We start from the raw sequence: 23867 nt of genomic DNA, 5'->3' as shown, positions 1-23867 counted from the left end.
ACGACATCTACGTCGCCCTGTCCACCGGCACCACATTCAGCCCCTCCACCAAATGGCACGACTACTTCGGCCTCACCGGCGAAACCACACTCTGAAGCCGTCCAACCGCTGACGACGCCGGGCCCGGCTCGGGGCCTTCCGCTGACCGGCCGGGACCGCCGGTCGCCGCGTACCCGGCCCGTGATCGTCCGATCCGGGCCGGGCGCGGCCTATCGCTTGACCAGGCCGCGCAGCGCCGCGAGCACCGACCGGTGGCTGACCTCGGCGTAGATCTTCTTGTCCGGGCCGTACAGGACCACATACGGACACTGCTGGTCGTCACCACCCATGGCCTTGTCCAGCAGCCGCCGGCCGGTCGCCACCTCGTACACCCGCAGGCGGTAGGTCGCCTTCAGCAGCGTCAGCGTGTCCGGCTTCGGGTCGTCGTAGCGGCACTTGCGGATCGTCGCGCCGATGCTCGTGCGGTCCAGGCAGGCGACCATCTGCACGGTCTTCGGGTCCTCCGACGCCCAGGTCCGTTCCACCCGCTTCGACAGGCCCTCGTCGTAGTAGTAGACCCGGTCGTGCCGGCGGTCCGTGCCCAGGTCGGTGCCGACGAGCAGCGCCACCGGATGCGGCGCGGCGCCGGTGCGCTTCGGCGACTGCGGGTAGTAGAGGACGCCGTCGCACACGTTGTTCAGGTCGGAAATCTGCCCGGCCGGGTAGTCGCTGGGCTGCGGTCCCCGCGCCGGTGGCTCGGCGTCCTCGGTCGCCCCGGGCGTGGGGGTCGCGCCGCCGGGTGACCGCCACGGGTCCGCGAACGGCTCGGCCGGCTCGCGTTCGGCCGACTGACGCCCGGTGGACCGCAGCAGGAGGACCCCGCCGACCAGGCCCGAGCAGAGCACGAGAAGCAGGACGCTCAGCGCCGAGACGGCGACGACCAGCCCGCGGTTGCGGCCGCCGGGAGCCGACGGCCCCGGCGGGTACGCCCCGAACGGCGCCGCCTGCCCGAACGGCGCCGTCGGCACGGCCGGTCCGAACGATGCTGCCGGTGTGGCCGGCCCGAACGGCGCTGTCGGCGTGCCTGGTCCGGACGGCCGCCGTGGGCGGCGGCGCGCCCGCGACCGGCGGCGGTCCGGCGGTGGGACCGCCGTCCGGCGGCGTCCACGCAGGCTCCTCGCCCGGCTGCCCGTCTGTCGTCGAATCCCGGTCGGCCCCCGTGCCGGATATGCGCATTCCCCCGTCGAACCCGTGCGGATCGCGCAACTTATCAGGATCGGCGCGCCGGAGATGCCCGTGCTAGGTGGTTGCGCTACCTAGATAGCGGCGCTACCGTCATCGTCCGTGAACGTCGCATCGGGACACTGCGGAGCGGGATGAACCAGGAACGGCGGGCGCAGTGGCTGCGCGGCGTGCTCGACCTCTGCGTGCTCGCGCTGCTGAGCCGGGGCGAGTCCTACGGCTACGAACTGTCCCAGGCGTTGCGGGCCCACGGGCTGGGCGCCGTGCAGGGCGGCACCCTCTACCCGGTGCTGCTGCGGTTGCAGCGCTCCGGCCTGCTCACCGCGCACTGGCGGGAGGGCGGGACCGGCCCTGCGAGGAAGTACTACCGGATCAGCCCGGCCGGCAGCGCGGTCCTGCGCGAGGCCGTGACCGACTGGAGCGCCTTCGCGTCGAGCGTGGGCGGGATACTGAGGGAGGAGCCGAAGCGGTGAACCACAACCTCTGGCTCGCCGCCCTGACTGGCGAGCTGCGCCGGCACGGGGTGGGGCCCGATCTGACCGGCCACGTCGTCGCCGAGGCGGCCACCCATCTGCTCGACAGCGGGGAGTCGCCGCTGCGGGTCTTCGGCGCGCCGGAGACGTACGCCCGGGCGGTCGTCGACAGTCTCGGCGGTCCCGACGTGCGGCCGCCGCGCCGCCGGCCCGGACCGGTGCGGCTCGCCGCCCGGGGCATCACCAAGCGCTACCGGGGACGGACCGTCCTGGACCGGGTGGACCTCACCGTCGGGGCGGGCCAGATCGCGGCGGTGGTCGGTGCCAACGGCGCCGGCAAGAGCACCTTCCTGCGGATCTGCGCCGGCCTGTTGAGCCCGGACGAGGGCACCGTCGAGGTGCACGGCTCGCTCGGCTACTGCCCGCAGGACGGCGGCACCGCCGAGTTCCTCAGCTCCGACGAGCACTTCGTGCTGATCGGCGCCGGCCGAGGGCTGGGCCGCACGGCCGCCCGGCGGGCAGGTCGCGCGGAGGCGGCCGGGCTGGAGTGGACGCCGCCGCGACGCACCCAGGCGCGGCACCTCTCCGGCGGCACGCGGCAGAAGCTCAACCTGGTGCTGGCCCGGCTCGGCGAGCCGGAGGTGCTGCTGCTCGACGAGCCCTACCAGGGCTTCGACAGGGGGACGTACCTCGACTTCTGGCACGAGGTGTGGCGCTGGCGCGACGCGGGCAAGGCCGTCGTGGTCGTCACCCACCTGCTCAACCAGCTCGACCGGGTCGACATCGTCCTCGACCTGACCGGAGGGCGGGACGCGTGAGCCGGACTCTCGTGGTGGCTGAGGCCGCCCTGCGCGAGCTGCTGCGCCGCCGTACCGTGCTGGTCATCCTGCTGCTGATGCCGCTGGCCTTCTACCTGAGCCGCCGCGGCGACTTTCTCGGGCAGTCGATCCGCTTCGTCTGTCTCGGCCTGGCCTGGGCGCTCAGCACCGCCGCGCTGTTCGCGGGCAGCGCGGCGCGCGGCATCGAACCGCGCCTGCGGCTGTCCGGCTACGGCAGCCGGCACCTGGTGCTCGGCCGGCTGCTCGCCCTCTGGACGGTCGGCGTGCTGCTCTCCACCCCGTACTTCCTGCTCGTCCTGGCCGACCAGCGCGACGTCCGGTACGGTGCGATCGCCCTGATCATGGCGCTGACCGTGTTCGTGTCGGTGCCGTTCGGCCTGCTGCTGAGCGCCGTGCTGCCGCGCGAGCTGGAGGGCACGCTGGTGCTGCTGACAGTGGTCGGTCTGCAGATGGTGATGAACCCCGAGGGCAGCGCCACCCGGGCGTTGCCGTTCTGGTTCAGCCGGGAGATCGCCACGTACGCAGTGGACCACACCGACGGCGGCTACCTCACCCGCGGCCTCATCCACGGGCTGGCCTTCGGTGTCGCGCTCACGCTGCTGGTCGTGGTGGCCGCCGCGGTGCGGTTGCGGCAGCGCCGGCATCTGCGCCTGGCCACCTGACCGGTGGGGGCGGCGGACCGGACCGGGCCGCCCGGCGTGGCAGGATCGGTGAGTGCAGATCGGGTTGCTCGGGCCGTTCCAGGTCACCGTGGACGGCTGCGTCCCGGCCGACGTGCCGGGCGCACGGCTGCGCGCGCTGCTCGCCGCCCTCGCGCTCCATCCCGGCCGGGTGGTCCCGAAGCCGGCGCTGGTCGACTGGATCTGGGGCGAGCAGCCGCCCGCCGACGCCGCGAACGCGCTGCAACGGCTGGTGTCGCGGCTACGCAAGGCGCTTGCGGCGGGCGCCGTCGACGGGCTGCCGGACGGTTACCGCCTCGTCGTCGAGCCCGACGCGGTCGACGCCGTGCGATTCGAACGCCTCGTCCGCCGGGCCCGCGACGGCGACGGGCCACAGCGGGTACGGCTGCTGCGTGAGGCGCTGGGCCTGTGGCGTGGCGACGCGCTGCGCGACGTCGGGCTGCCCGGCAGCCCGGCGCTCGACGCGGCGGCCACCCGGCTGGAACGGCTGCGCCTGGCCGCCACCGAGGACCGGTACGACGCGGAGATCGGACTCGGCCGGGAGGCGGACCTGATCCCCGAGCTGGCCGACCTGGTGGCCGCCCATCCGGTACGCGAGCGGCTCGCCATGGCGCTGATGCGCGCGCTGGTCGCGGCCGGCCGGGACACCGAGGCGCTGCTGGTCTACCGGCGCACCGCCGACGCGCTCGCCGACGCGCTGGGCGCCGACCCGTCGCCGGAGCTGTCGGCGCTGCACGTCGCCCTGCTGCGCGGCGAGACGGTACGCCGGGAGGACACCCGCCGCACCAACCTGCGCGCCGAGCTGACCAGCTTCGTCGGCCGGGACGCCGACCTCGCCGCGGTCGGTGCGCTGGTCACCGAGCACCGGCTCACCACGCTCACCGGTCCGGGCGGCTCCGGGAAGACCCGGCTGGCCACCGAGACCGGGCGCCGGCTGACGGGCGACCTGCCGGACGGGGTGTGGCTTGTGGAGTTCGCCGCCGTCAGCGCCGACGGGGACGTCGTGCAGGCGGCGATCTCCGGGCTCGGCCTGCGGGACGCGCTGCTCGGCGACGCGGCGAGCGCGGAACCGGTCCACCGGCTCGTCGCGGCGATCCGGGACCGGGACATGCTGCTGATCCTGGACAACTGCGAACACGTCGTCGAGCAGGCGGCGGCGCTGGCCCACCGGCTGCTCGGCGAGTGCCGCCGGCTGCGGATCCTGGCCACCAGCCGGGAACCGCTCGGCATCACCGGCGAGGCGTTGTGGCCGGTCGTGCCGCTGGGCCTGCCAGGCGGCGACGCCCCGATCGCCGAGGTCGAGTCGTCGCCCGCCGTACGTCTGCTGCGGGACCGAGCCGCCGCCGTCCGCCGCGACCTGGCGTTCGACGAACACACGTCGGCGACGATGGCGCGGATCTGCCGCGCGCTCGACGGCATGCCGCTGGCAATCGAGCTGGCCGCGGCACGGCTGCGCGGCATGTCCGTCGACCAGCTCGCCACCCGGCTCGACGACCGGTTCCGGCTGCTCACCGGCGGCAGCCGGACCGCGCTGCCCCGGCACCGGACGCTGCGCGCGATGGTCGACTGGAGCTGGGAGCTGCTCAGCGACGCCGAACGCGCGGTCCTGCGCCGGCTGGCGGTGTTCTCCGGCGGGGCGAGCCCGGACGCGGCCGAGCGGGTCTGCGCCGGTGGCGCCGTCGCGCCGGGCGACGTGCTCGACCTGCTCACCGCGCTGACCGAGAAGTCGCTGCTGGTCGCCGCCGCCGGCGACGTCGCGCCGCGTTACCGCATGCTCGGCACGATCAAGGAGTACGCCGCGCAGCGGCTCGCCGAGGCGGGGGAGGCGGATGCCGTGCGCCGCGCGCACCTGGCGTACTTCACCGAACTGGCCGAGACCGCCGAACCGCGGCTGCGCCGCGCCGACCAGCTCACCTGGCTCGCCCGGCTCGACGCCGAGCACGACAACATCACCGCCGCGATGCGCGGCGCGCTGTCGGCCGGTGAGGGGCCCGAGGCGATGCGGCTCTCGGCCGGCGCCGGCTGGTACTGGTGGCTCGGCGGCCACCGCACCGAGGGCATGGAACTGATCGCCGCGGCCACCGAGGCGCCGGGTGAGGTGCCCGACGACGTCCGCGCCGTGGTGTACGGACTCGTGGTGTTGTTCCTCAGTTCCGGGCCGGGCGACGCGCAGCACGCGGCCGAGTGGATCCACAAGGCGTACCGGTTGAGCGACGAGGGCCGCGGCAGCCACCCGGAGCTGGCCCTGGTCGTGCCGATGGAGCGCATGCTGCGGGAACCGGACGCGCTGCTGCCCGCCTGGGAGTCGCTGCTCGACCACGATGATCCGTGGGTACGCGCGCTGGCCCGGCTGCACCTGGGCAAGCTGCGGGTCATCCTCGGCATCGAGGCGGCGCAGGCGGAGGCGTGCCTGCGGCAGGCGCTCGCCGAGTTCCGGGCGGTCGGCGAACGCTTCGGGATCTCGTTCGCGCTCAGCGAGCTGGCCGAGCTGATCGCCGTACGCGGTGACGTCGCCGCCGCCTGCGACCACTACGAGCAGGCAGTCGCGGCGGTCACCGAGGTCGGCGCCGTCGAGGACGTGATCCGGATGCGGGCGCGGCTGGCCTGGCTGTACCGGCTGGGCGGCGACGAGGCGGCGAGCGCCGACGCCGTGGCCGAGGCGCGACGGCTGGCTGCGGGGGTCGCCTGGCCGGGCGCGCTGGCCGAACTGGCGCTGGCCGAGGCGTACCTGGCCCGCCACGACGGTGACGCGGACGAGGCGTACGCGCGACTGCGGGCCGTGTCGGCGCTGCTCGGCGACGAGGCGGAGCTGGCGAGCGTCCGGGCGGGCACCCAGGATCTGCTGGGCTACCTGGCCGAGGACGTCGAGCAGTCGCGTACCCATCGGGCGGCGGCGTGCCGGGCGGCGCGCGAGGGTGGCTACGCGCCGCTGACCGCGCAGGTGCTCGTCGGTGTCGCGGACCTGGCGTTGCGGCTGGACCGGCCGGGCCAGGCGGCGCGGCTGCTCGGCGCCGCCACCGAGGTACGCGGGCAGCCCGACCGCGCCCACCCCGACGTGCCCCGGATCGAGGCGGCGGCGCGCGACCGCCTCGGCGACGTGGGGTTCGCCGAGGCGGTCGCACAGGGCCGGGAGACCGGCTGGGAGCGGCTGGCCGGGGTCACGCTCGCTTCGTGAACGTGGACCGCGCCCACAGGTAGCCGACCACCGCGATGCCGGCGCACCAGGCGAGCGCGGGGATCACGTCGCCGGCCGACGGCGCGCCATCGAGCAGGCCGCGCAGCGTCTCGATGATCGGCGTGAACGGCTGGTACTCGGCGATCTGCCGCAGACCCGGCCCCATCTTGTCGGCGGGCACGATCGCGCTGCTGAAGAACGGCAGCAGGACCAGCGGCACGGAGGCCATGCCCGCCGACTCCGGCGACCTGGCGAACAGGCCCAGCGCGACGGTGAACCAGCTGACCGCGACGCTGAGCAGCACCACCACGCCGGCCACGCCGAGCCAGTGCGGCGGTCCGGCGGCCGGGCGGAAGCCGAGCAGGAACGCCACCCCGACCAGGGCCGCGACCGCGAGGACGTTCGTCAGCACGGTGGCGACGACGTGGCCGGTCAGCACCGCGCCCCGGGAGACGTGCATGACCTTGAACCGGTTGATGATGCCCTTTGTCATGTCGGAGTTCACCGACGTCGCGGTGCCGCCCAGGCCGTAGCAGACCGCCATCAGCATCAGGCCCGGCGTCGCGTAGTCGACGTAGTCGACGCCGACGGAGAACGCGTCGCCGAGCATGTACACGAACATCAGCATCACGATGATCGGCATCAGCACCGCGTTGAACACCGAGGTCGGGTTGCGGCGCAGGTGCGTCAGGTTGCGGCGCAGCATGACGACCGAGTGGTTCCTGCTCATTTGGCCGCCACCTCCGGGGTGCGGCCGGTCAGGGCCAGGAAGACGTCGTCGAGGTCGGGGGTCTGCACGGACAGGTCGTCGGCGCTGATCGCGTGCGCGTCGAGCCGGTCGAGCAGGGCGCGCAGCGCCGTGGTCCCGCCGTCGGTGGGCACGCGCAGCGCCAGCGCCTCCTCGTCGCGTACCGCCTCGGGCAGCACCAGCGCCGCCGCGTCGAGTTCGGCGACGCTGCCGAACCGCAACCGCACGTGCGTGCCGGGGATCCGGCGCTTCAGCTCCTCCGGCGTGCCCTGGGCGACCAGCCGGCCCTGGTCGAGCACCGCGATCCGGTCGGCGAGGCGGTCGGCCTCGTCCAGGTACTGGGTGGTGAGGAAGACCGTCACGCCACCTGCGACCAGCTCCCTGATGATCGACCACATGGTGCGGCGGCTGCGCGGGTCCAGCCCCGTCGTCGGCTCGTCCAGGAAGATGATCCGCGGCTCGCCGACCAGCGTCATCGCCAGGTCCAGCTTGCGGCGCATGCCCCCGGAGTACGTCGACACCAGCTTCCCGGCGGCCTCGACCAGGTCGAACCGTTCCAGCAACTCGGCGACGACCCGTTTGCCGGTCACCCGGTTGCGCGGGCCGAGGTCGACCATCAGTTGCAGGTTCTCCCGACCGGTGAGCAGTTCGTCCACCGCCGCGAACTGCCCGGTGACCCCGATCGCCGCGCGGACCGCCCTGGCCTCGGTGACCACGTCGTGCCCGGCGACCCGCACCGACCCGGCGTCGGCGCGGATCAGGGTGGTCAGGATGTTGACGGCGGTCGTCTTGCCGGCCCCGTTCGGGCCGAGCAGGCAGAAGATCGTGCCGGCCGGGACGTCCAGGTCGACGCCGTCGAGCACCACCTTGTCCTTGTACGCCTTACGCAGCCCGGAGACCGCTATCGCTGAACTCGTCATGCGACCACCATGGGCGGCCGTACCGCCACCGCCCTGACACGGCGCTGACACGGCCGCTGTCAGCTTGTCGGTGGGGCGGCGTACGGTCCCGCCGTGGATCGGGAGACGTTCTGGGAGATCGTGGAGCGGGCACGTCGCGCCGCAGGGCGTGAGACGGCTACCGCCGAGGGGGCCGACGCGGTGGCCCGGCACCTGGTCGCGGAGCTGTCGGTGCTGAGCCCGGCGGCAATTGTGAGCTTCGAGCAGGCGTACGACAACGTGAATTCGGAGGGGTGGCGCTGGGACCTGTGGGCGGCCGCCTACCTGATGCGCGGCGGCTGCTCGGACGACGGTTTCGACTACTTCCGCGGCTGGCTGGTCGCGCAGGGGCGGGCGGTCTGGGAGCGGGCTGTCGCCGATCCCGACTCACTCGCCGGGGCCGGCGTCGACCCGGACGACGACGCGGTCGAGTGTGAGGCGGTGCTGAGCGTGGCGCGCTACGCCTACGCCCAGGCGACCGGCGCCGGCACCGACGCGTTCTGGGAGGCGCTCGACGCCGCCGACCGGGCTGCTCCCGGCCCGTCACCGGCCGACCCGGCCGGGGAGGACTTCGACTTCGACGACGACGAGCAGATGCGCGCCCGCCTGCCGCGCCTGACCGCGATCTACCGGCCGGTGGAATGAGGTCCACGACCCGCCGCCGACCCGATCCGGCTTAACCGCTGGTCCGTCGCGGGCCGGGTGGGCGAGCATGGTCGGCATGGCCGGATCGACGGGTGCGAGGCTGCCGCTGCAGGGCGGGCTGCCACCCGGCGCGGCGCTGACCGGCGCGGTGCTGGAGATCGCCTGCGACGAGTCCGGTTTCTCCGGCACCAACCTGCTCGACCCGGCCACCCCGGTGATCGTCCACGCCGGCGTCGACCTGAGCCGCGACGAGGCGGCCGAGCTGATCAGTGGGCTGCGGTCCGGGTTCCGGTTCTCGCCCGACGAGGTCAAGTCGCGGCAGTTCCTGCGCCGCCGCGAAGCCGCCGAGGCGGTGCGGTGGTTCCTGTCGGCGCTGCGCGGCCGGGCGTACGTGCACCTGGTCGACAAGGAGTTCTTCCTCGCCACCCGGGTCGTCGACCTGCTGCTGGCCGAGCCGTCGTACACGGCGGGCACCCGCCTCACCGGTGACCGGCGTCCGGCCGCTGCGGCGCTGCACCGGGCCGGGCGGGCGGCCGGGCCCGGCTGGGCGGCCTTCCTCGCCGCCGTCGTCGAGATGCTGCGCACCAAGCGGCGGGACCGCGCGGACGACCGGAGCGTCGAGCGGTTCTTCGCCGCCCGGGACGCGCTGCGGCGCCACGTCGGCGACGCGCAGGCCGGCGCGGTCCTCGACGCGCTCGACCCGGCCCGGGTAGCCGCCGTGCGGGCCCGGTTGTACGCGGGCGACCGGACGATCCCGCCGCCGCTGGAGCCGCTGCTGCCGGCGCTGGCCGAGACCGTCCTGCACTGGAGCGTCGGCCGGCGGCGGGTGCTGGTGATCCACGACGAGCAGAGCGCGCTCACCGAGGACCGGCTGCGCCGCCTCCAGGCGGCGCTGGCCGCCGGCGATCCGGCCCACCCGTCACCGCTGGCCGGGCTGGTGATGACCGACTCGCGCGACGACCCGCGCGTCCAGGCCGCCGACCTGCTCGCCGGGGTGGCCCGCCGGATGCCCGGCACCCCCGGCGACGGGCCGCTGCGCCCGCTGCTGTCCCCGCCCGCCGGGCCCGACCCGAACGCCGTCGGCGTGACGAGAGAACAGGAGCCCGCGTGATCCTCGACGGCGTGACGCCGCGCCCCGGACTGCACTGCGAGACCACCACGCTCGGCGTGCTGACCCGGCACGCGGGCCTGGACCTGTCCGAGCCGATGCTGTTCGGCCTCGGCGAAGGGCTCGGCTTCGTCTACTGGGACGCCAAGGGCATGGACGTGCCGTTCCTCGGCGGGCGCACGAAGCCGCTGTGCGTGACCCGGGCCGCCGCCGGCCGCCTCGGCCTGGACCTGCGGGTACGGGAGACGACGTCGGCGGCCAGGGCGTGGCGCGACGTCACCGACGCGCTGGACGCCGGGCAGCCGGTCGGCCTGCAACTGGACTCGTACCACCTCGACTACTTCACCACGAAGGTCCACTTCGGCGGGCACACGGTCGCGATGTACGGCTACGACGACACCCACGCCCACCTGGTCGACACCGCCCAGCAGGGCGGCGTGGTGACCACCACGCTGGGCAGCCTCGCCCGGGCCCGCGCCGCGCGTGGGCCGATGACCGCGCGCCACCTGTCGTACACGCTCACCGCTCCCGGCGGCCCGCCGGACCTGGACGCCGCCGTCCGCGCGGCGGTACGGGCCAACGCCGTGGCGTTCCTCGATCCGCCGATCGCCAACCTCGGCCACCGGGGGATCGCGACCGCCGCCGCCCGGGTGCCCCGCTGGCTGGCCCGCGCCGCCGATCCGGCACGCGACCTGCCGCTGGCCGCGACGCTGATGGAACGCGGCGGCACCGGCGGCGCGTTGTTCCGCGCCCTGTACCGGGACTTCCTCGCCGAGGCCGCCACCGTCACCGGCGACACCCGCCTGCGGCGGGCACAGCTGATGTACGCCGACATCGCGCCGCTGTGGACCGCCGTCGCCGACCACATCGCCACCGCCGGGCGCACCGGCGACGCCGTCCACCTGACCCGCGCGTCGGCGGTCCTCGCCGACCTGGCCGTCCGCGAGCGCGAGGCGATGACGGTGCTGGCCGCGCTCGACGCCGGGTAGGCGTCAGCTCATGTCGAGCGTGTACGCGGCCTCCCGCACGTCGGCGTCCGGGTGACGGCGCAACCCGGTCAGTAGGTCCCGCCACGGCGTCTTCCAGCCGAACTCCGAGCCGTGCCCGACGAGCGCCACCGCGAACAGCCCGCCGGCCAGGTCGCCGCGCCCGGCGAGGTGGACGACGGTGTCGGCCAGGACCGCCGGTTCCAGCCGCTGCCGCAGGTCGAGCAGGCGCGCGCCCACGCGCTCGGCGGTGCGCACCGCGACCAGCGGGCGGCCCGCGCAGAGCGCGGCGACCTCGTCCAGGCCGTCGAGGCGGCCGAGGCCGACGAGTAGCCTCGTGGCCGTACCCAGGAAGGAGTCCTGGCCGGCGAGCCACCGCGCCGCCTCGACCAGCCCGGCCCGGTCGGCGCCGGCGGGTCGGCTGGCGGACCACAGGGCCGCGCCCTCCGCGAGCGACTCGACGCGCCGCCGGGCCGGCCGGTCGGTCACCGGGCCGCCCGGGTCGTCGTCGGCCGCGTCCCGCTCCACCAGGCGGGTCAGCGCGGCCCGGAACGCCGCGTCGCCGCCGGCCCGTAGCAGGTTCGCCACCCCGATGCTCGGCGTCGTCTCGTCCGGGTCGGTGAGTCGATCCACGACCAGGTCGGTGACGCCGGTCAGCCACGGCCACCACCCGCCGAGCACGCCGAACGCGGCGCTGCGGACCTCCCGGTCGTCGGCCCGGCACGCCGCCGCGATCAGGTCGGCGTAGGCGCGGCGGTGGCGCTCCGAGATGCCGGACGGGAACGCGCCGAGCACCGCCCGCCGCTCCTCGCGGCTGGCGTGCACCGCCGCCCGCAGTACCGCCCAGGTCGCCTCGGACCCCAGCCGCTGCCGGGCGGCGGAGACGATCGCCGCCCGCACGTCGCGGTGCGTGTCCGGATCGGCGTACGCCTCGCCGAGCGTCGCCATCACGCCGGTGTGGGCGTAGCGGGCCAGGAGCCGGGCGGCCTCCTTGCGGCTGGTGACCTTCGCGGCGCCGGTGAGCACCCCGCCCAGCAGCTCGGCCAGGCGAGCCGGCGGGACGTACCGGGCGGCCCGTCCGGCCGCGTACAGCGCGACGCGTGCCCGGTCGCCGTCGGCGTACCGCAGCAGCACCGGGAACGCCTCGTCCGGCCGGTCGGTCCGGACCAGCGCGCCGAGCGCCGCCTCGGCGATCGGCACCTCGGACGCGTCGAGGTGGCGCAGCACCAGCTCGCGTCCGGCCGGACCGGCCCCGGCGGCGGCCCGGATCGCCGCCGCCCGCCGCCAGACCCGTTGCCCGGGGTCGGCGACGACGCGGGCCTGAAGCGCCACGAAGCGCTCCTGCTGGCGGGGGAGCCAGCGCTGGGCGTACGGCGCGGTGTCGGGCACCCACCGCAGGCCGCGTTCCACGAACCGGCCGCGCGGGGGGCGGTCCAGCACCCGGTCGAGCAGGTCGGTGCGGGACGCGCAGACGATCGTCCACACCTCGTGCAGCGCCACCGCCGACGCGTCCACGGCGAGCACCTCGGCGACGCGCCGCGAGCGGGTACGCGGGTCGGCGAGCCAGAGCCCGGCCGCCGCACGGGCCACCGGGGGCAGGGTGTCCGGCCCGACCGCCCGGCGCAGCAGGTCCTGTAGCTCGGGCAGCCGCCAGGCCCGCCGGCCGAGCGCTTCGGTGAGCGCGAACAGCAGTCCGTACCGGCCGCGCGCCATGCCGTCCTCGATCCGGCCGCGCAGCCGGTCGAACACCACCTGCTCCTGGCCGTGGCGCAGGACCGTGTCGAGCCGGCGCAGCACCGGCACGTTCGCGTCGCTGCTCACCTTGTCGATGGTGAGAAGCGCCCACTCGGCAAGCTCCGGCACGTCCACGTGAAGCGTGAGGACGTCGACGGCGAGCCGGCTCAACGCGGTCGTGGTGGTCGCCGAGGTGTCCCGCGCGTCGACCGCGTCGGTGGTGAGCCCGGTCAGCCCGCCCGCGTTCATCGCGGTGAGCAGCGGCGCCACGGTGGCCAGGGCGGTGAGCGCGGCGGCGCGTACCGGGTCCTGCTCGTTGCGCAGCCGGCCGAGGCGGACCACCACCTGGGCCACCGTCCGCGGGTCACGGGAACGGCGCGCGGCCGCCACCAGCAGCCGCCAGCCGTCCGCCCGTTCGTCCGCGTCGCCCGAGCGCAGCGCCGCGCTCGCCGACGCGGACGCCTGCGGCCACGGCAGGTACGCGCTCCAGAACCGCACCTGCTCCTCCCGCTCGCGGACCGACGGCAGGGCCAGCACCCGGGCCGCCTCGCGTGCCCGCACCGGTGCCGGCAGCGCCTCCATCACCTCGCCGCCGGGCCGCAGTGCCGTGGTGTCGGTGTCCGCCAGCGCGCCGTCGTACAGGTCGGCGCGGCGGCTCGGCGCGACGGCGCGCAGCAACGCGGCGAACGCCCGGTCGTGCTCGCGCAGCCGGGCGGCCAGCGGGATCAGCTCGCCGGTGGGCAGCGCGGCGAGGCGGCCCAGCAGCGCCCGGGGCAGCGCGGTGCCGGCCAGCCAGGCCGCGCGGCCGGGCGAGGTGAGCAGGCGTACGACCCGACGGGCGTCGTGTGCGGCGAGCCGCCCGTACGCGACGAGCGCGCCGGGCAGCGAGTACTCCGGCGCGTATCCGTCGAGCAGGTCCAGCGCCCGGCCGGGATCGCCGCGCAGCACCGCGCCGGCGACCTCGGTCCAGATCCGCCCGCGCGACTCCGGCGGGGCCGCGGCCAGCCGTTCAGCGGTGCGCGCCAGCACGATGTCGCTGTGCCACCGCATCAGCCGTTCCGGGTTCAGCGCGTGTTCCAGGTCGGGCAGCAGCGCCCGTACCGTCTCCGGGCCGCAGGCGGGCAGCAGCGCGGCCGCCTCCTGGTCACCGAGGCGTTCGCGTACCCCGGTGATCAGCGCGTCGGCGACGGCCGGCGCCGGGCGGCGGCGTAGCCCCCGGTAGACCCGGCGCCGCGCGTTCGCCGGCCGGTCGGTCAGGTCGACGGGTGTCACGCCGGCCCGCACTGTCGCGTTGAGCGCGGTGGCGCCGATCGAGGGCTCCGGGTCGTGCATCGCGGCCAGGACAGCCTCGGTGTCCTGGGTGGCCAGCGCGGCGAGCAGCGCGAGACGCCGCTCGTAGGGGCCCTGCCGGCGCAGGTCGGCGCAGACCTGCGCACGGTCGGGCGCGGTGCGTGCCCACGCCACGAGGCGTCGCGTCCGGTCGCGGTGGGACAGCGGATCGAGTGACGTCAGCAGAGCGCGGGTGGCCTTGAGCACGGCGCCCATTGTGCCGGTGGGCGGGTGCGCGCGGGTGCCCCCTCACACCATTCCGCAATTCCTATGGAAATTGTAGATTTTCAGCGTTCTCCCAGGTGGCCGGGATTGACATCAAAAGGACCGTCGGGGATATTCCTAGCGGCGCGTCGGGGCGCGGGGCGAGCAGGCGGAGTCTGCGGATTTCACCTGCGTGACGTGCGCAAAGTTGTCGTGCTGCCCCTGCCCTGCCGGGGTCCGGATGAGGTTGGACAATGATTAAACGGGCCGTCGAATTCGCCAAGCACAATTCGCCGAATTCCATGCGCGTCGCGGCCCGGCGGGCACAGATGGAAGCGCGCAACGCCCGCATGCGACTCACCGTGCCGGTGGTGGAACGCAGCGAATTCGCCAACATCTTCCACTGCACCGTCCGCAAGACCGGCAGCCAGTGGATCAAGGCGTTGTTCAGCGACCCGGCCGTCTACCGCCACTGCGGGCTGCTGCCGTACGACCCGCGCTTCTACGCCGGCGGGGCCACCGCGCCGGTGCCGGCCGGCCGCGTCGGCCTGGCCATCTTCCTCTCCCACAAGCGGTTCGAGGCGGTGCCCAAGGCCGGCGGCTACCGCGCGTTCTTCGTGATCCGCGATCCCCGCGACGTGGTCGTGTCCAGCTACTTCTCGCTGCGCAACTCGCACGCCCCGATGGGCGACATCCCGCAGGCGCGCAAGGCCCTCCAGGACCTGCCGAAGAAGGAGGGCATGCTCTACGTCATCGACCGGCTGCGCGACAAGAAGCAGTTCGGGCAGATGCGGTCCTGGGCGGTCGCGCCGAGCGCCGAGACGTTCCGGCTGTTCCGCTACGAGGATCTGACCGGCGAGCGGCAGGCCGACGAGGTCGACCAGCTCATGCGGCACTGCGGGATCACGCTGCCGCGCCCGGAGCTGGAGGCGCTGCTGGCCCGCTACAGCTTCAGCAAGATGAAGAAGGCCAAGGAGACCCCGGGGCGGATCTCCCACTACCGCAAGGGCGCGTCCGGCGACTGGCGCAACCACTTCGACGACGACATCTACGCCGCGTACACGAAGGCGGCCGGTGACCTCGCGGAGATCCTCGGCTACCCCGCCCGGGACGAGACCCCCGCCCGCTGACCAGCGCCGTATGCTCCTGCCGTGGAGCTGCGGTTCACCACGCGGGCGTCCGACTCGGCCTGGATCGACACCGTGTGGACCTGCGCCAGCGATCGGGTCGACGAGATGACCTCGGTGGCGACCCCGTGCTGGGGGCTCGTGTTCTGGCAGCGTGACGGGCACTCCTACGCGGCCGTCTCCGGCCCCGAGACCGCTACCGGCACCGCGCCGGTGCCCGAGGGCGCCACCTTCGTCGGCATCGAGTTCGCGGTGGGCACCTCGCTACGGACCGTACCCACGCCCGAGCTGGTGGACGGCGGCGCCGAGCTGCCCGACGTGAGCCGCCGGACGTTCCGGCTCGACGGCGGCCGGTGGGCCACGCCCGGCCCGGACGACGCCGAGGCGCTCGTGGCACGGCTGGTCCGCGCCGGTGTGGTGGTCCGCGACCCGCTGGTCACCGAGACGCTGCGCGGCGGCAGTCCACCGGCGTCACCGCGTACCCTCGAACGCCGGTTCCGGGCGGCGACCGGGCTGACCCGGGGCGCGGTGCGGCAGATCGACCGCGCGCGCCGGGCCGCCGTGCTGCTGGCCGCCGGCGGCCCACCCGCCGACGCGGTCACCACCTTCGGGTACGTGGACGAACCGCACCTGGCCCGCGCGCTGCGCCGGTACGTCGGACGGACGGCCGGTGAGCTGCGCGCGGGCGCCGGTGGGGCGATCGCGCTGGACCCGGCTCAGCGGGTCACGTCGTAGATCAGCTTGACGACGCCGTTGGGGTAGGTGGCCGAGTCGCTCAGCCGCAGCGTCTGCCGGTCCCGGTCCGCCTGGCTGAACAGGCCCTTGCCGGCGCCGAGCAGCACCGGGAAGACGAGCAGGTGGTACCTGTCGATCAGGTCCGCCTCGGCGAGACGGCGGGCGAGTTCGGCGCTGCCGTGGATGAAGACGTCGCCGCCGTCGCCCTGCTTGAGCGCGGCCACGTCGGCGGTGCCGCGCAGGATCGTCAGCGGTCCCCAGCCGTCGATCAGCGCGTCCTCGGGCAGGCTTGACGACACCACGTACTTCGGCAGGTCCCGGTAGGCGGCGTGGTCGTCGGAGTCGCGCCAGGTCGGCGCGAACGCCTCGTAGCTGCGTCGCCCGAACATCAGCGCCGTGGTCTGCGCCAGCTCCTCGCCCTTGAGCGAGAACGCCTCCGGCAGGAACTCGATGTCCTTGACGACCCAGCCGCCGCTGCGGTGGTCCTCGCCCGGGCCGCCGCCCGGGGAGTCCACCACGCCGTCGAGCGACATGAATCCGGTGTAGACGAGATCACGCATGCGGCAATGCTAGGAACGGCCGCCACCTGCCGTCTTGTACGGAACCGACACGCCTCAGCAGCCGCACGACGCGCCGGCCGGGGCGGTGAGGGCGTCGGCGGGCCGCCGCACGAGCCCCGCCTCGGTGCGTACCGGGAAGCCCTCCCGCACCCAGTACTCGTACCCGCCGATCATCTCCTTGACCGGACGGCCGAGCCGGGCGAACTCCATCGCCGCGCGGGTGGCGCCGTCGCAGCCCGGCCCCCAGCAGTAGGTGACCACTGTGGCGTCCGGCGGGACCAGCTCGCCGGCCCGGCCGGCGATCTCCGCGGTGGGCAGGTGCACCGCGCCGGGGATGTGCCCCTGCCGCCACGCCGGAAGGGCGCGCGAGTCGACCACGACCAGGCCGGGGACGCCCGCCTCCAGGTCGGCGTGCACGTCGCTCACGTCGGCCTCGAAGGCGAGCCGGGCCGTGAAGTGGGCGAGGGCGTCGGCGGGGCGGGCCGGGGGAATGCGCAGGACGTTCGACATGGCACTCATCGTGGTGGCCGCCGACCGGCCGCTCCAGTGGCGCGAGCGACACCGCTCGCTAAGATCCCGCCATGAACCGCGCCACCGTGTCGGTGCTCGCGTACGAGGGCATGTCGGTGTTCGAGACCGGCATCGTCACCGAGGTCTTCGGCCTGCCCCGCCCGGAGTTCGACGTGCCCTGGTACGAGCTGACCGTCTGCGCGGAGGACCCCGGCGCGGTACGGCTGGTCGGCGGCGCCACCCTGCACAGCGGCCACGGCCTCGACGCGTTCGCCGCCGCCGGCACGCTGATCGTGCCGGGCGTCGCCGACGTGCACGCCGACCCGTCGCCAGCCCTCACCGGCGCGCTCCGGGCGGCCCACCGGCGCGGCGCCCGGATCGTGTCGATCTGCTCGGGCGCGTTCGCCCTGGCCGGCGCGGGCCTGCTCGACGGCCGGCGGGCCACCACCCACTGGCGGTACGCCGACCTGCTCGCCCGGCGGCACCCGGCGGTACGCGTCGACCCGGACGTGCTCTACGTCGACGACGGGGACATCCTCACCAGCGCGGGCAGCGCTGCCGGTCTCGACCTCTGCGTCCACCTGGTGCGCCGCGACCACGGCCCGACCATCGCCAACGCGGTCGCCCGCCGGCTTGTCGTACCGCCACACCGCGAGGGCGGCCAGGCGCAGTTCATCGAGGCGCGGTGCCCGGCGACCCGGAGGACGACCGGCTCGCCGCGAGCATGTCCTGGGCACTGGCGAACCTGAACACCCCGATCACCGTGGACCGGCTGGCGGGGCGGGCGCACATGTCGTCCCGCACCTACCTGCGGCACTTCGCGCGGGCCACCGGCACCACCCCGATCCGGTGGCTCGTCGAGCGGCGCGTCCAGGCCAGCCTGCCGCTGCTGGAGACGACAAACGCGCCGATCGAGGAGGTCGCCGCGACTGTGGGGTTCGAGACGGCGGTGACGTTCCGGCACCACTTCGCCGCCGCGATGCGGACCTCGCCGTCTGCGTACCGCCGGACCTTCACCAGGACGTCCGGCGCTCACGCCCCGGGCAGCGGGACGACGTAGGAGTCGACGCGGGCGATGAGCCCGTCCCGGAACGTGAACAGGTCGTTGAAGGCGAACCGGAACGGCCCGTGCTCGACGCTGACGCCCCGGCCCTCGCCGGTGACCACGACGACCGGCCCGTCCTCGTGCACGCGCTCGACGTCGAGGCGCGGGCTGCCGCTGAACGCCGGGTTCTCGATCTCGCCGTCGAACTCCGCCCGGCCCCGGGTGGTGCGGTGGCCGTGGATGACCCACTCCACGTCCTCGGTGAGCGTGGCGAGGATCCGCTCGTGGTCGCTCGCCCGGAAGCCGTCGAAGTATTCGGCGACCAGGTCACGCTGGCTTGCTCGGGTCACTGCTGTCTCCTTCGTCGTGGGGCGCGAGGTGGGCGGCGAGGGCGTCGAGGATCGAGGCGAGCCCGTCGGCCGCCTGGTCGGTGCGCAACTCGGGCGGGAGTTCGCGCTGGTGCACGGTGAGATCGGTGCCGTACCCGGCGGGCCGCAGCGTGACTGTGGTGCGCAGGCCGGTGACCGGCTCGTCGAACACCAGCTCGCGCGGCCTGTCGACGCTCACGTAGACGAACCGCAGCCGTCCGGTCCGGCCGTCCGGCGCGTGCGTGTCCAGCGCGAACTCCCCGCCCGGTCGCAGGTCGACGACCACCGACGCCGCCGGCACCGTGGCGTGCGAGCCGCCCCAGAACGCCGCGATGCCGGCCGGCGAGGTGAACGCCTCCCACACCCGGTCCGGCACGGCGGGCAGGTGGCGGCGGGCGATCAGCTCGTCGCCGTGCCGTTCGGTACGGGCTCTCACCGGGCCGCCTCCGGGCCGGAGAGGTGCGTCTCCAGCGCGTCGAGACGGTCGTCCCAGGCGCGGCGCTGCTCGTCGATCCACGAGCCGAGCCGGGTGAGCCGGTCGACGCGCAGCCGGCACGGCCGCCGCGTGCCCTCCCGTCGCTGCTCGACCAGGCCGCAGCGGCGCAGCACGCCGACGTGATGGGAGATGGCCTGCGGCGTCAGGTCGAATGGCTGGGCCAGCTCGCCCACTGTGGCCTCACCCCGGGCGAGACGGGTCACCAGGGCCCGGCGGACCGGGTCGCCGAGAGCGGCGAAGGCGAGGTCGAGGTCCGGTTCTGAGCGCATACCCGAACGCTATCGCAAACACTCCTTTGCGCAAACACCCATTTGCGGGAAGCAACGGGGCCGATGGCACCCGTGACGTTCCACCGACCGCCGCACCGGCCCGCCGAACACCTGCCGACCTGCCGGAACCCGGCAGCGGGGCCGGGCGTTGGGGGAGTGGCGATGCTGTTTCGGGTGACGCCGCATCGGGAACGTCGTCGGGACGGGGCACGGGACGGAGGTCGACGTGAGGACACCGAGTCGCCGGAGGCGGATGCTTGGCGTACCCCTGCTCGTCGCCACGCTGCTCGCCGGCGCCTGCGGCGACGGCGGCGGGAACGACGGCGGCGGCGCGAGCACGACCTCGACGCCGGCCGCGGGCCCGACGTCCGCCACACCGTCGGCGTCACAGCCGCGCGGCGGGCCCGTGACGATCCCGACGTCCGCGTTCGCCGACCTGCCGCCGGAGCTGCGCAAGACCCCCGCGCAGCCGACCGAGGTCGCCGACGCGCTGCCCGAGCTGTGCGACAAGGAGTTCCGCAGCGGCGGGCGGTCGGTCACCGCGAGCGCCGCGATGATGAGCACCTACAAGCAGCCCAAGGATCCGCCGGAGAACGTCCCCTACGGCACGCTGCACCAGACCGTCTTCGCCTTCGAGGGCACCGGCGCGGCCGACTACCTGCGCCGGGTCCGGGGAGCGGTGGCGGACTGCCTGTCGTTCCCGGCCGCGGGCGGCAGCGTCACAGTCACGTCCCGGCCGATGGCGGGGGCCGGGGACGAGGCCCTGCTGGTCACCGTGAGCCGGCCGGCGACCGGCCCGGACGGCAGCCTGGCCAAGGGCCGGGCCACCAGCCAGATCGTCGTCATCCGGGTCGCCGACGCGGTCACTGTCGTGCACGACCAGGGCTGGGAGGGCACCAGCGCCGACCCCGGCCTGGCCGACGACATCGCCCGGTCCGCGTTTCGCGGCCTCGACTCCTGGCAGCGCTAGCGACGGCGGCGTGCCACCCGGCGTACGAGCGGGTACGCGACGCCGCCGGACAGCAGCCAGGGCGCGGCGGCGAGCAGCAGCCCGGCGCGATCAGGACACGGCGGCCCGCACCAGCTCGGTCAGCCTCTTCTCCACCTCCGGGCTCCACCGCAGCAGCGCGAACGACGCCGGCCACATGTCGCCGTCGTCGAGGTTCGCCGCCTCCTGGAAGCCCACTGTCGAATAGCGGTACTTGAACTTCCCCGCGTCCTGGAAGAACACGACGATCTTGCCGGCGGCGTTCGCGTACGCGGGCATGCCGTACCAGGTCTTCGGGGACAGCTCCGGCGCGGCGGACGTGATCGTCATGTGCACGCGCTCGGCCAGCTCGCGGTCCTCCGGCGCCATCTGCGCGATGCGGTCGAGCACCGCCTGAAGGTCGTCGGCCTTCTTGGCGCCCTTCTTCCCCTCGGCACGCAGCTCGGCGGCGCGCTCCTTCATCGCGGCGCGCTCCTCGGCGCTGAATCCGTCGGACATCTCGGTTCCCCCTCGTGGCTCGCGGTCCGCGTGGCGCCGACCGCCTGACGACAACGCTATGGCGTAGCGCTGACCGGGCGCTTCTCGATTCCTGATCACCTGCCGGGACCACGGCGACCGGGCGCGGCACCTACCATCGCCGCCATGGCGACCCGGCTCGTACAGATCAACATGAAGGCCCACGACGAGGTGGCGCTCGGCGGCTTCTGGGCGAAGGTGCTCGGCTGGGAGACGTCCAGCGAGGCCCCCGGCGTGACGAACCTCGAACCCGAGGGCCTCACGTACCCGGACCCCCGCGTCCTCTACGTCGACCTCGTCGTCTCCACCGAGCCCAAGACGGCGAAGAACCGTGTCCACGTCGACCTCGCGACCACCTCGGCCGCGCACCACGCCCAGCTGGTCGCGCGCCTGACCGCCCTCGGCGCCACCCCCGCCGACGTGGGCCAGGGTGACGTGCCGTGGACGGTCCTGGCCGACCCGGAGGGCAACGAGTTCTGCGTACGGGAGCCGGACGCGCGGTACGCCGGCACCGGGCCGATCGGCGCGGTGGTGGTCGACTGCGCCGACCCGCGAGCCATGGCCGGCTTCTGGGGCCGGGCCACCGACTGGACGGTGCACGAGGTCACCGACCGGGAGGCGGTGCTGCGCTCGGCGAAGGGCGTCGGACCGTACCTGCGGTTCGTCCGCACCGCCGACGCGAAGACCGGATGGAACCGCGTCCACCTCGATGTCCGCCCGTACCCGTCGGACGACCTGGACGCCGAGACCGCGCGCCTGCGGTCGCTCGGCGCCAGCGACGCGGACCTGGGCGGGGCCGACCCCCACTGGCGGGTGCTCGTCGACCCGGAGGGCAACGAGTTCTGCGTGCTCACCCCGGGCTGACCGGCCACGGCACCGGGCGGGCGGGTGCGACAGCCCGCCCGGGCGCCGGTCAGGCCGTCCGCTCCGGCCGGAACTCGTGCACCACCTCGATCGGTCCGACGATGTGCCGGTTGAACTCGTCCAGTTCCTCGGCCGGCACCCACAGCTCCAGGATGTCCCGGCCGCCGGCCTGCCGCACCGGGTAGCGGGCGGCGAACGCGCTGTCGACGTGGAAGCGCGTCACGTAGCCGACGCCGGAGGCCGCCACGTTCCAGTCCCGGGCGATCATCACGGCGTACTGCTCGTTGAGCACCGGATAGAAGATCGGCTGGTCCGGCAGCCGAGGCGGCCAGGCCCGCCAGCCGGAGGCGCGGACGAGGTCGAGTTCCCGTGGGCCGGTCGGCCGCCACATCGTCGTCGTCTCCGTCATCGCGTACCCCCTTCTGCTCCGGTCGTGGCACGGTACCGACGGCGTGCCGCGACCGGCCATCGGGTTTCGGCAGCAGAATCGACAGCGGGTGCGATGAGTTCGCGCCGCCCCGGCGGTCCAACCGTCGACATCCTGGACAGACAGGCAAGGAGCACCGCGATGGCCACTGTGATCTCCACGCTGTTCATCTCGGCCGACGGCGTCGCCGAGATCGACCCCGACTGGCACTTCCCGTACTTCGACGACAACATGGGCCGCGCCGTCACCGAGGACTACGACACCTCCGACGTGCTGCTGATCGGGCGCGAGACGTACGACAGCTTCGCCGGCGCCTGGCCGGACCGGGAAGCCGCCGGCGGTGAGGACGCGCCGTTCGCCAAGCAGCTCGGCGACATGCGCAAGGTGGTCGTCTCGCGCCAGCCGCTGGAATTCTCCTGGCGCAACTCCGAGGTGATCCAGGGTGATCTGATCGACGCCGTGCGGGCGCTCAAGGCCGACACCGGCATCAAGGGCATCCTCATCCCCGGGTCGATCTCGGTGGTGCGGCAGCTGCTCGCCGCCGGCCTGGTGGACGAACTGCGGCTGCTGGTGCACCCGGTCGCCGCCCGCAAGGGCCGCCGGCTGTTCGACGAGGGCGATGCGCCGTACCACCTGCGGGTGGCCGCGACCGAGGCGTACCCGACCGGCGTGCTCCGGGTGATCTACACCCCGGCCCCGGCGCCGGGCGCCGTCGGCTACGACGACATCAAGGACCAGGTGCCGGCCGGCAGCTGACGTGCACGGGACGGCGGCCGGTCGGTCCGTCGTGAAAGGATCCGCCGGTGCGTCGCGCCACGCTGCTGCTGATCCTCGCGACGGTGTGCGCCGTCGCCCACGTCGTCGGCGTCCTGACGGCCGCTCCGCTCTGGCGCGGCGCCGAGGTGCTGAGCCTGGCGCTGCTGCTGGCGTACGCCGTCGCCGCCGGACTGCCGCCCCCGCGCTGGGCGGTGCCGGTGGCGCTCGCGCCGCTGATCGTGGACGCGGTCCGCACCATGCCGGCCGATCCGGGCTCCGCGGACACCGGCTGGATGGTCTACGGCGGCGACAGGGTCTTCGACAGTACGGCCGACGGCACCGCCCTGTTCGCCTGGTACGCCATCACACCCACCCGGACGCTGCCACAGCCCGTGCCGGCCCTCGTGGCGGTGGTCGAGCTGGCCGCGTACCTGCTGCTCGTCGCCGGCCTGACCGGCGCGGACCGCGCCGCACCGGCGGTGCCCGCGCGGGCGGAGTCCGGCTGACGTCAGGCGGCCGGCACCAGCTCGATCAGCGGCTCCCCGGTCACGGCTGCGCCTCGTCGTCGTCCTCGTCCTCGCCCTCCTCGTCCGCGTCGTCGAGCAGGCCCTGCCGGTGCAGGAACGCATACCACCCGTCGTCGTCGGTGACCAGCTCGGCGTAGCCGGGACCGAGCACGTAGTAGTGCACGAACGAGTCGAGGCCGGGTGCCAGCTCCTCGAACGCGTCGGCCATGAACCACTCGGTGCCGGTCGGCGGGAAGTACCACACCGAGCCGGTCGCACGCTCCAGGAAGATCGGCTCGTCACGGCACGTGGCGAAGACCAGCCAGTCATTCTTGTCCCGGGAGACGGGGGAGAAGCCGGGCGCGTGGTCGAGGAAGTACCGCACGTCGGCGAGCCGGTCGACCGAGACCAGCTCGAACGCGCCGGCCCGCAGGCCGTCGGCGGCCAGCAGCAGCTCACGCAGGGCCGCCGGCAGCTCCGCCGGCACGTCACCCGCGTCGGCCGGGGCGCCGATTCGCGCGTACGCGAGAGAGGCCGGCTCGTCGGCGGTCAGGTCGGCGCGGAGTTCGTCGAGAAGTCGCGCGAGTTCGGAGGGCATTCCACTACCTCTCTTCTGATCG

General features: G+C 74.4%; 24 protein-coding genes and 2 pseudogenes. 14 read left to right on the top strand and 12 right to left on the bottom strand.

Annotation, left to right across the window (positions count from 1 at the left end):
* Window positions 1-209: 209 nt before the first annotated feature.
* A complete protein-coding gene (locus tag ACGFIA_RS19640) occupies window positions 210-1007 on the bottom strand; it encodes a hypothetical protein (protein WP_357390461.1) in 798 nt (265 codons plus the stop codon).
* Window positions 1008-1355: 348 nt separating this feature from the next.
* Between ACGFIA_RS19640 and ACGFIA_RS19635 the strand changes: the two genes are divergently transcribed.
* Genes ACGFIA_RS19635 through ACGFIA_RS19620 form a run of 4 tightly spaced genes read left to right on the top strand, consistent with a single transcriptional unit; the run spans window position 1356 to window position 6388 of the window.
* Window positions 1356-1694, top strand: a complete 339-nt coding sequence (locus ACGFIA_RS19635; RefSeq protein ID WP_357390463.1) for a PadR family transcriptional regulator — start codon at window positions 1356-1358, stop codon at window positions 1692-1694.
* Window positions 1691-2512 (top strand): ATP-binding cassette domain-containing protein, encoded by an 822-nt coding sequence (locus ACGFIA_RS19630; RefSeq protein WP_357390465.1) that lies wholly within the window; start codon window positions 1691-1693, stop codon window positions 2510-2512. Before ACGFIA_RS19635 ends, ACGFIA_RS19630 begins: the two co-directional genes overlap by 4 nt.
* Window positions 2509-3195 (top strand): hypothetical protein, encoded by a 687-nt coding sequence (locus ACGFIA_RS19625; protein WP_357390467.1) that lies wholly within the window; start codon window positions 2509-2511, stop codon window positions 3193-3195. Before ACGFIA_RS19630 ends, ACGFIA_RS19625 begins: the two co-directional genes overlap by 4 nt.
* A 52-nt stretch (window positions 3196-3247) precedes the next feature.
* On the top strand, window positions 3248-6388 hold the full coding sequence (locus tag ACGFIA_RS19620) for a BTAD domain-containing putative transcriptional regulator (RefSeq protein WP_393261263.1): 3141 nt from the start codon (window positions 3248-3250) through the stop codon (window positions 6386-6388).
* On the opposite strand, the gene ACGFIA_RS19615 is transcribed toward ACGFIA_RS19620, so the two are convergent.
* Both ACGFIA_RS19615 and ACGFIA_RS19610 read right to left on the bottom strand, forming a co-directional pair.
* The gene (locus ACGFIA_RS19615; protein WP_357390471.1) at window positions 6372-7118 is read right to left on the bottom strand and encodes an ABC transporter permease; all 747 of its coding nucleotides are present in this window, start codon (window positions 7116-7118) and stop codon (window positions 6372-6374) included. The genes ACGFIA_RS19620 and ACGFIA_RS19615 overlap by 17 nt on opposite strands.
* A complete protein-coding gene (locus ACGFIA_RS19610) occupies window positions 7115-8056 on the bottom strand; it encodes an ATP-binding cassette domain-containing protein (RefSeq protein ID WP_357472055.1) in 942 nt (313 codons plus the stop codon). The genes ACGFIA_RS19615 and ACGFIA_RS19610 overlap by 4 nt, the downstream gene beginning before the upstream one ends.
* A 93-nt stretch (window positions 8057-8149) precedes the next feature.
* Between ACGFIA_RS19610 and ACGFIA_RS19605 the strand changes: the two genes are divergently transcribed.
* From ACGFIA_RS19605 to ACGFIA_RS19595, 3 genes are all read left to right on the top strand, one after another.
* Entirely contained in the window at window positions 8150-8719 is a 570-nt protein-coding gene (locus ACGFIA_RS19605; RefSeq protein WP_357390475.1) for a DUF4240 domain-containing protein, read from the top strand.
* Window positions 8720-8795: 76 nt separating this feature from the next.
* Entirely contained in the window at window positions 8796-9830 is a 1035-nt protein-coding gene (locus ACGFIA_RS19600; RefSeq protein ID WP_357390477.1) for a DUF3800 domain-containing protein, read from the top strand.
* Window positions 9827-10816, top strand: a complete 990-nt coding sequence (locus tag ACGFIA_RS19595) for a BtrH N-terminal domain-containing protein (RefSeq protein WP_393261258.1) — start codon at window positions 9827-9829, stop codon at window positions 10814-10816. The genes ACGFIA_RS19600 and ACGFIA_RS19595 overlap by 4 nt, the downstream gene beginning before the upstream one ends.
* Window positions 10817-10819: 3 nt before the next feature.
* Here ACGFIA_RS19595 and ACGFIA_RS19590 read toward each other — a convergent pair whose 3' ends face one another.
* Window positions 10820-14092 (bottom strand): hypothetical protein, encoded by a 3273-nt coding sequence (locus tag ACGFIA_RS19590; protein WP_393261255.1) that lies wholly within the window; start codon window positions 14090-14092, stop codon window positions 10820-10822.
* A gap of 242 nt (window positions 14093-14334) precedes the next feature.
* Here ACGFIA_RS19590 and ACGFIA_RS19585 point away from each other — a divergent pair, with 242 nt between their 5' ends.
* Entirely contained in the window at window positions 14335-15210 is an 876-nt protein-coding gene (locus tag ACGFIA_RS19585) for a sulfotransferase domain-containing protein (protein ID WP_357477304.1), read from the top strand.
* 21 nt (window positions 15211-15231) lie between these two features.
* On the top strand, window positions 15232-15942 hold the full coding sequence (locus ACGFIA_RS19580; protein WP_357477306.1) for a helix-turn-helix domain-containing protein: 711 nt from the start codon (window positions 15232-15234) through the stop codon (window positions 15940-15942).
* Here the strand turns inward: ACGFIA_RS19580 and ACGFIA_RS19575 are convergent.
* A complete protein-coding gene (locus tag ACGFIA_RS19575) occupies window positions 15924-16502 on the bottom strand; it encodes a dihydrofolate reductase family protein (protein WP_357390487.1) in 579 nt (192 codons plus the stop codon). The genes ACGFIA_RS19580 and ACGFIA_RS19575 overlap by 19 nt on opposite strands.
* A 54-nt stretch (window positions 16503-16556) precedes the next feature.
* Window positions 16557-17021, bottom strand: a complete 465-nt coding sequence (locus tag ACGFIA_RS19570) for a rhodanese-like domain-containing protein (RefSeq protein ID WP_357472073.1) — start codon at window positions 17019-17021, stop codon at window positions 16557-16559.
* Window positions 17022-17083: 62 nt separating this feature from the next.
* On the opposite strand from ACGFIA_RS19570, the pseudogene ftrA reads away from it, so the two are divergent.
* Window positions 17084-18072, top strand: a pseudogene (gene ftrA / locus ACGFIA_RS19565) (transcriptional regulator FtrA).
* On the opposite strand, the gene ACGFIA_RS19560 reads toward ftrA, so the two are convergent.
* From ACGFIA_RS19560 to ACGFIA_RS19550, 3 genes are read right to left on the bottom strand one after another with little or no spacing between them, the layout of a single operon-like run.
* A complete protein-coding gene (locus ACGFIA_RS19560) occupies window positions 18045-18407 on the bottom strand; it encodes a nuclear transport factor 2 family protein (protein ID WP_357390493.1) in 363 nt (120 codons plus the stop codon). The pseudogene ftrA and the gene ACGFIA_RS19560 overlap by 28 nt on opposite strands.
* Window positions 18385-18861, bottom strand: coding sequence for an SRPBCC domain-containing protein (locus ACGFIA_RS19555; protein WP_357390495.1), 477 nt, complete (start codon window positions 18859-18861; stop codon window positions 18385-18387). Before ACGFIA_RS19555 ends, ACGFIA_RS19560 begins: the two co-directional genes overlap by 23 nt.
* Complete coding sequence (locus tag ACGFIA_RS19550) at window positions 18858-19190, bottom strand: metalloregulator ArsR/SmtB family transcription factor (protein WP_357390497.1); 333 nt, start codon at window positions 19188-19190, stop codon at window positions 18858-18860. Before ACGFIA_RS19550 ends, ACGFIA_RS19555 begins: the two co-directional genes overlap by 4 nt.
* Window positions 19191-19416: 226 nt before the next feature.
* Between ACGFIA_RS19550 and ACGFIA_RS19545 the strand changes: the two genes are divergently transcribed.
* Window positions 19417-20160, top strand: a complete 744-nt coding sequence (locus ACGFIA_RS19545; protein WP_357390499.1) for a hypothetical protein — start codon at window positions 19417-19419, stop codon at window positions 20158-20160.
* Window positions 20161-20250: 90 nt separating this feature from the next.
* Here ACGFIA_RS19545 and ACGFIA_RS19540 read toward each other — a convergent pair whose 3' ends face one another.
* Entirely contained in the window at window positions 20251-20676 is a 426-nt protein-coding gene (locus ACGFIA_RS19540; protein WP_357390501.1) for a hypothetical protein, read from the bottom strand.
* Between the two features lie 144 nt (window positions 20677-20820).
* Here ACGFIA_RS19540 and ACGFIA_RS19535 point away from each other — a divergent pair, with 144 nt between their 5' ends.
* Window positions 20821-21558: a VOC family protein gene (locus ACGFIA_RS19535; RefSeq protein ID WP_357390503.1), complete on the top strand. Its 738-nt coding sequence runs from the start codon at window positions 20821-20823 to the stop codon at window positions 21556-21558.
* 49 nt (window positions 21559-21607) lie between these two features.
* Here ACGFIA_RS19535 and ACGFIA_RS19530 read toward each other — a convergent pair whose 3' ends face one another.
* Complete coding sequence (locus ACGFIA_RS19530; RefSeq protein WP_357477323.1) at window positions 21608-21967, bottom strand: ADP-ribosylation/crystallin J1; 360 nt, start codon at window positions 21965-21967, stop codon at window positions 21608-21610.
* Between the two features lie 159 nt (window positions 21968-22126).
* Here ACGFIA_RS19530 and ACGFIA_RS19525 point away from each other — a divergent pair, with 159 nt between their 5' ends.
* Window positions 22127-22741 (top strand): dihydrofolate reductase family protein, encoded by a 615-nt coding sequence (locus ACGFIA_RS19525; protein WP_393261242.1) that lies wholly within the window; start codon window positions 22127-22129, stop codon window positions 22739-22741.
* A 47-nt stretch (window positions 22742-22788) separates the two neighbouring features.
* Window positions 22789-23247: a hypothetical protein gene (locus tag ACGFIA_RS19520; RefSeq protein WP_393261239.1), complete on the top strand. Its 459-nt coding sequence runs from the start codon at window positions 22789-22791 to the stop codon at window positions 23245-23247.
* 40 nt (window positions 23248-23287) lie between these two features.
* On the opposite strand, the pseudogene ACGFIA_RS19515 reads toward ACGFIA_RS19520, so the two are convergent.
* Window positions 23288-23866 (bottom strand): annotated as a pseudogene (locus tag ACGFIA_RS19515) (SUKH-4 family immunity protein); the annotation flags it as partial.
* Window position 23867: the final 1 nt, after the last annotated feature.

This window comes from Micromonospora sp. NPDC049203, assembly GCF_043197215.1.
Classification (GTDB): domain Bacteria; phylum Actinomycetota; class Actinomycetes; order Mycobacteriales; family Micromonosporaceae; genus Micromonospora.
This window is presented reverse-complemented; position numbering and strand designations above follow the sequence as displayed.

Bases quoted from the DNA above. Each gene is read 5' to 3' on its own strand.
- ACGFIA_RS19635 (WP_357390463.1), top strand. From the start codon at position 1,356: ATGAACCAGGAACGGCGGGCGCAGTGGCTGCGCGGCGTGCTCGACCTC.
- ACGFIA_RS19615 (WP_357390471.1), bottom strand. From the start codon at position 7,118: ATGAGCAGGAACCACTCGGTCGTCATGCTGCGCCGCAACCTGACGCAC.
- ACGFIA_RS19610 (WP_357472055.1), bottom strand. From the start codon at position 8,056: ATGACGAGTTCAGCGATAGCGGTCTCCGGGCTGCGTAAGGCGTACAAG.
- ACGFIA_RS19600 (WP_357390477.1), top strand. From the start codon at position 8,796: ATGGCCGGATCGACGGGTGCGAGGCTGCCGCTGCAGGGCGGGCTGCCA.
- ACGFIA_RS19590 (WP_393261255.1), bottom strand. From the start codon at position 14,092: ATGGGCGCCGTGCTCAAGGCCACCCGCGCTCTGCTGACGTCACTCGAT.
- ACGFIA_RS19585 (WP_357477304.1), top strand. From the start codon at position 14,335: ATGATTAAACGGGCCGTCGAATTCGCCAAGCACAATTCGCCGAATTCC.
- ACGFIA_RS19575 (WP_357390487.1), bottom strand. From the start codon at position 16,502: ATGCGTGATCTCGTCTACACCGGATTCATGTCGCTCGACGGCGTGGTG.
- ACGFIA_RS19570 (WP_357472073.1), bottom strand. From the start codon at position 17,021: ATGAGTGCCATGTCGAACGTCCTGCGCATTCCCCCGGCCCGCCCCGCC.
- ACGFIA_RS19550 (WP_357390497.1), bottom strand. From the start codon at position 19,190: ATGCGCTCAGAACCGGACCTCGACCTCGCCTTCGCCGCTCTCGGCGAC.
- ACGFIA_RS19540 (WP_357390501.1), bottom strand. From the start codon at position 20,676: ATGTCCGACGGATTCAGCGCCGAGGAGCGCGCCGCGATGAAGGAGCGC.
- ACGFIA_RS19535 (WP_357390503.1), top strand. From the start codon at position 20,821: ATGGCGACCCGGCTCGTACAGATCAACATGAAGGCCCACGACGAGGTG.
- ACGFIA_RS19530 (WP_357477323.1), bottom strand. From the start codon at position 21,967: ATGACGGAGACGACGACGATGTGGCGGCCGACCGGCCCACGGGAACTC.
- ACGFIA_RS19525 (WP_393261242.1), top strand. From the start codon at position 22,127: ATGGCCACTGTGATCTCCACGCTGTTCATCTCGGCCGACGGCGTCGCC.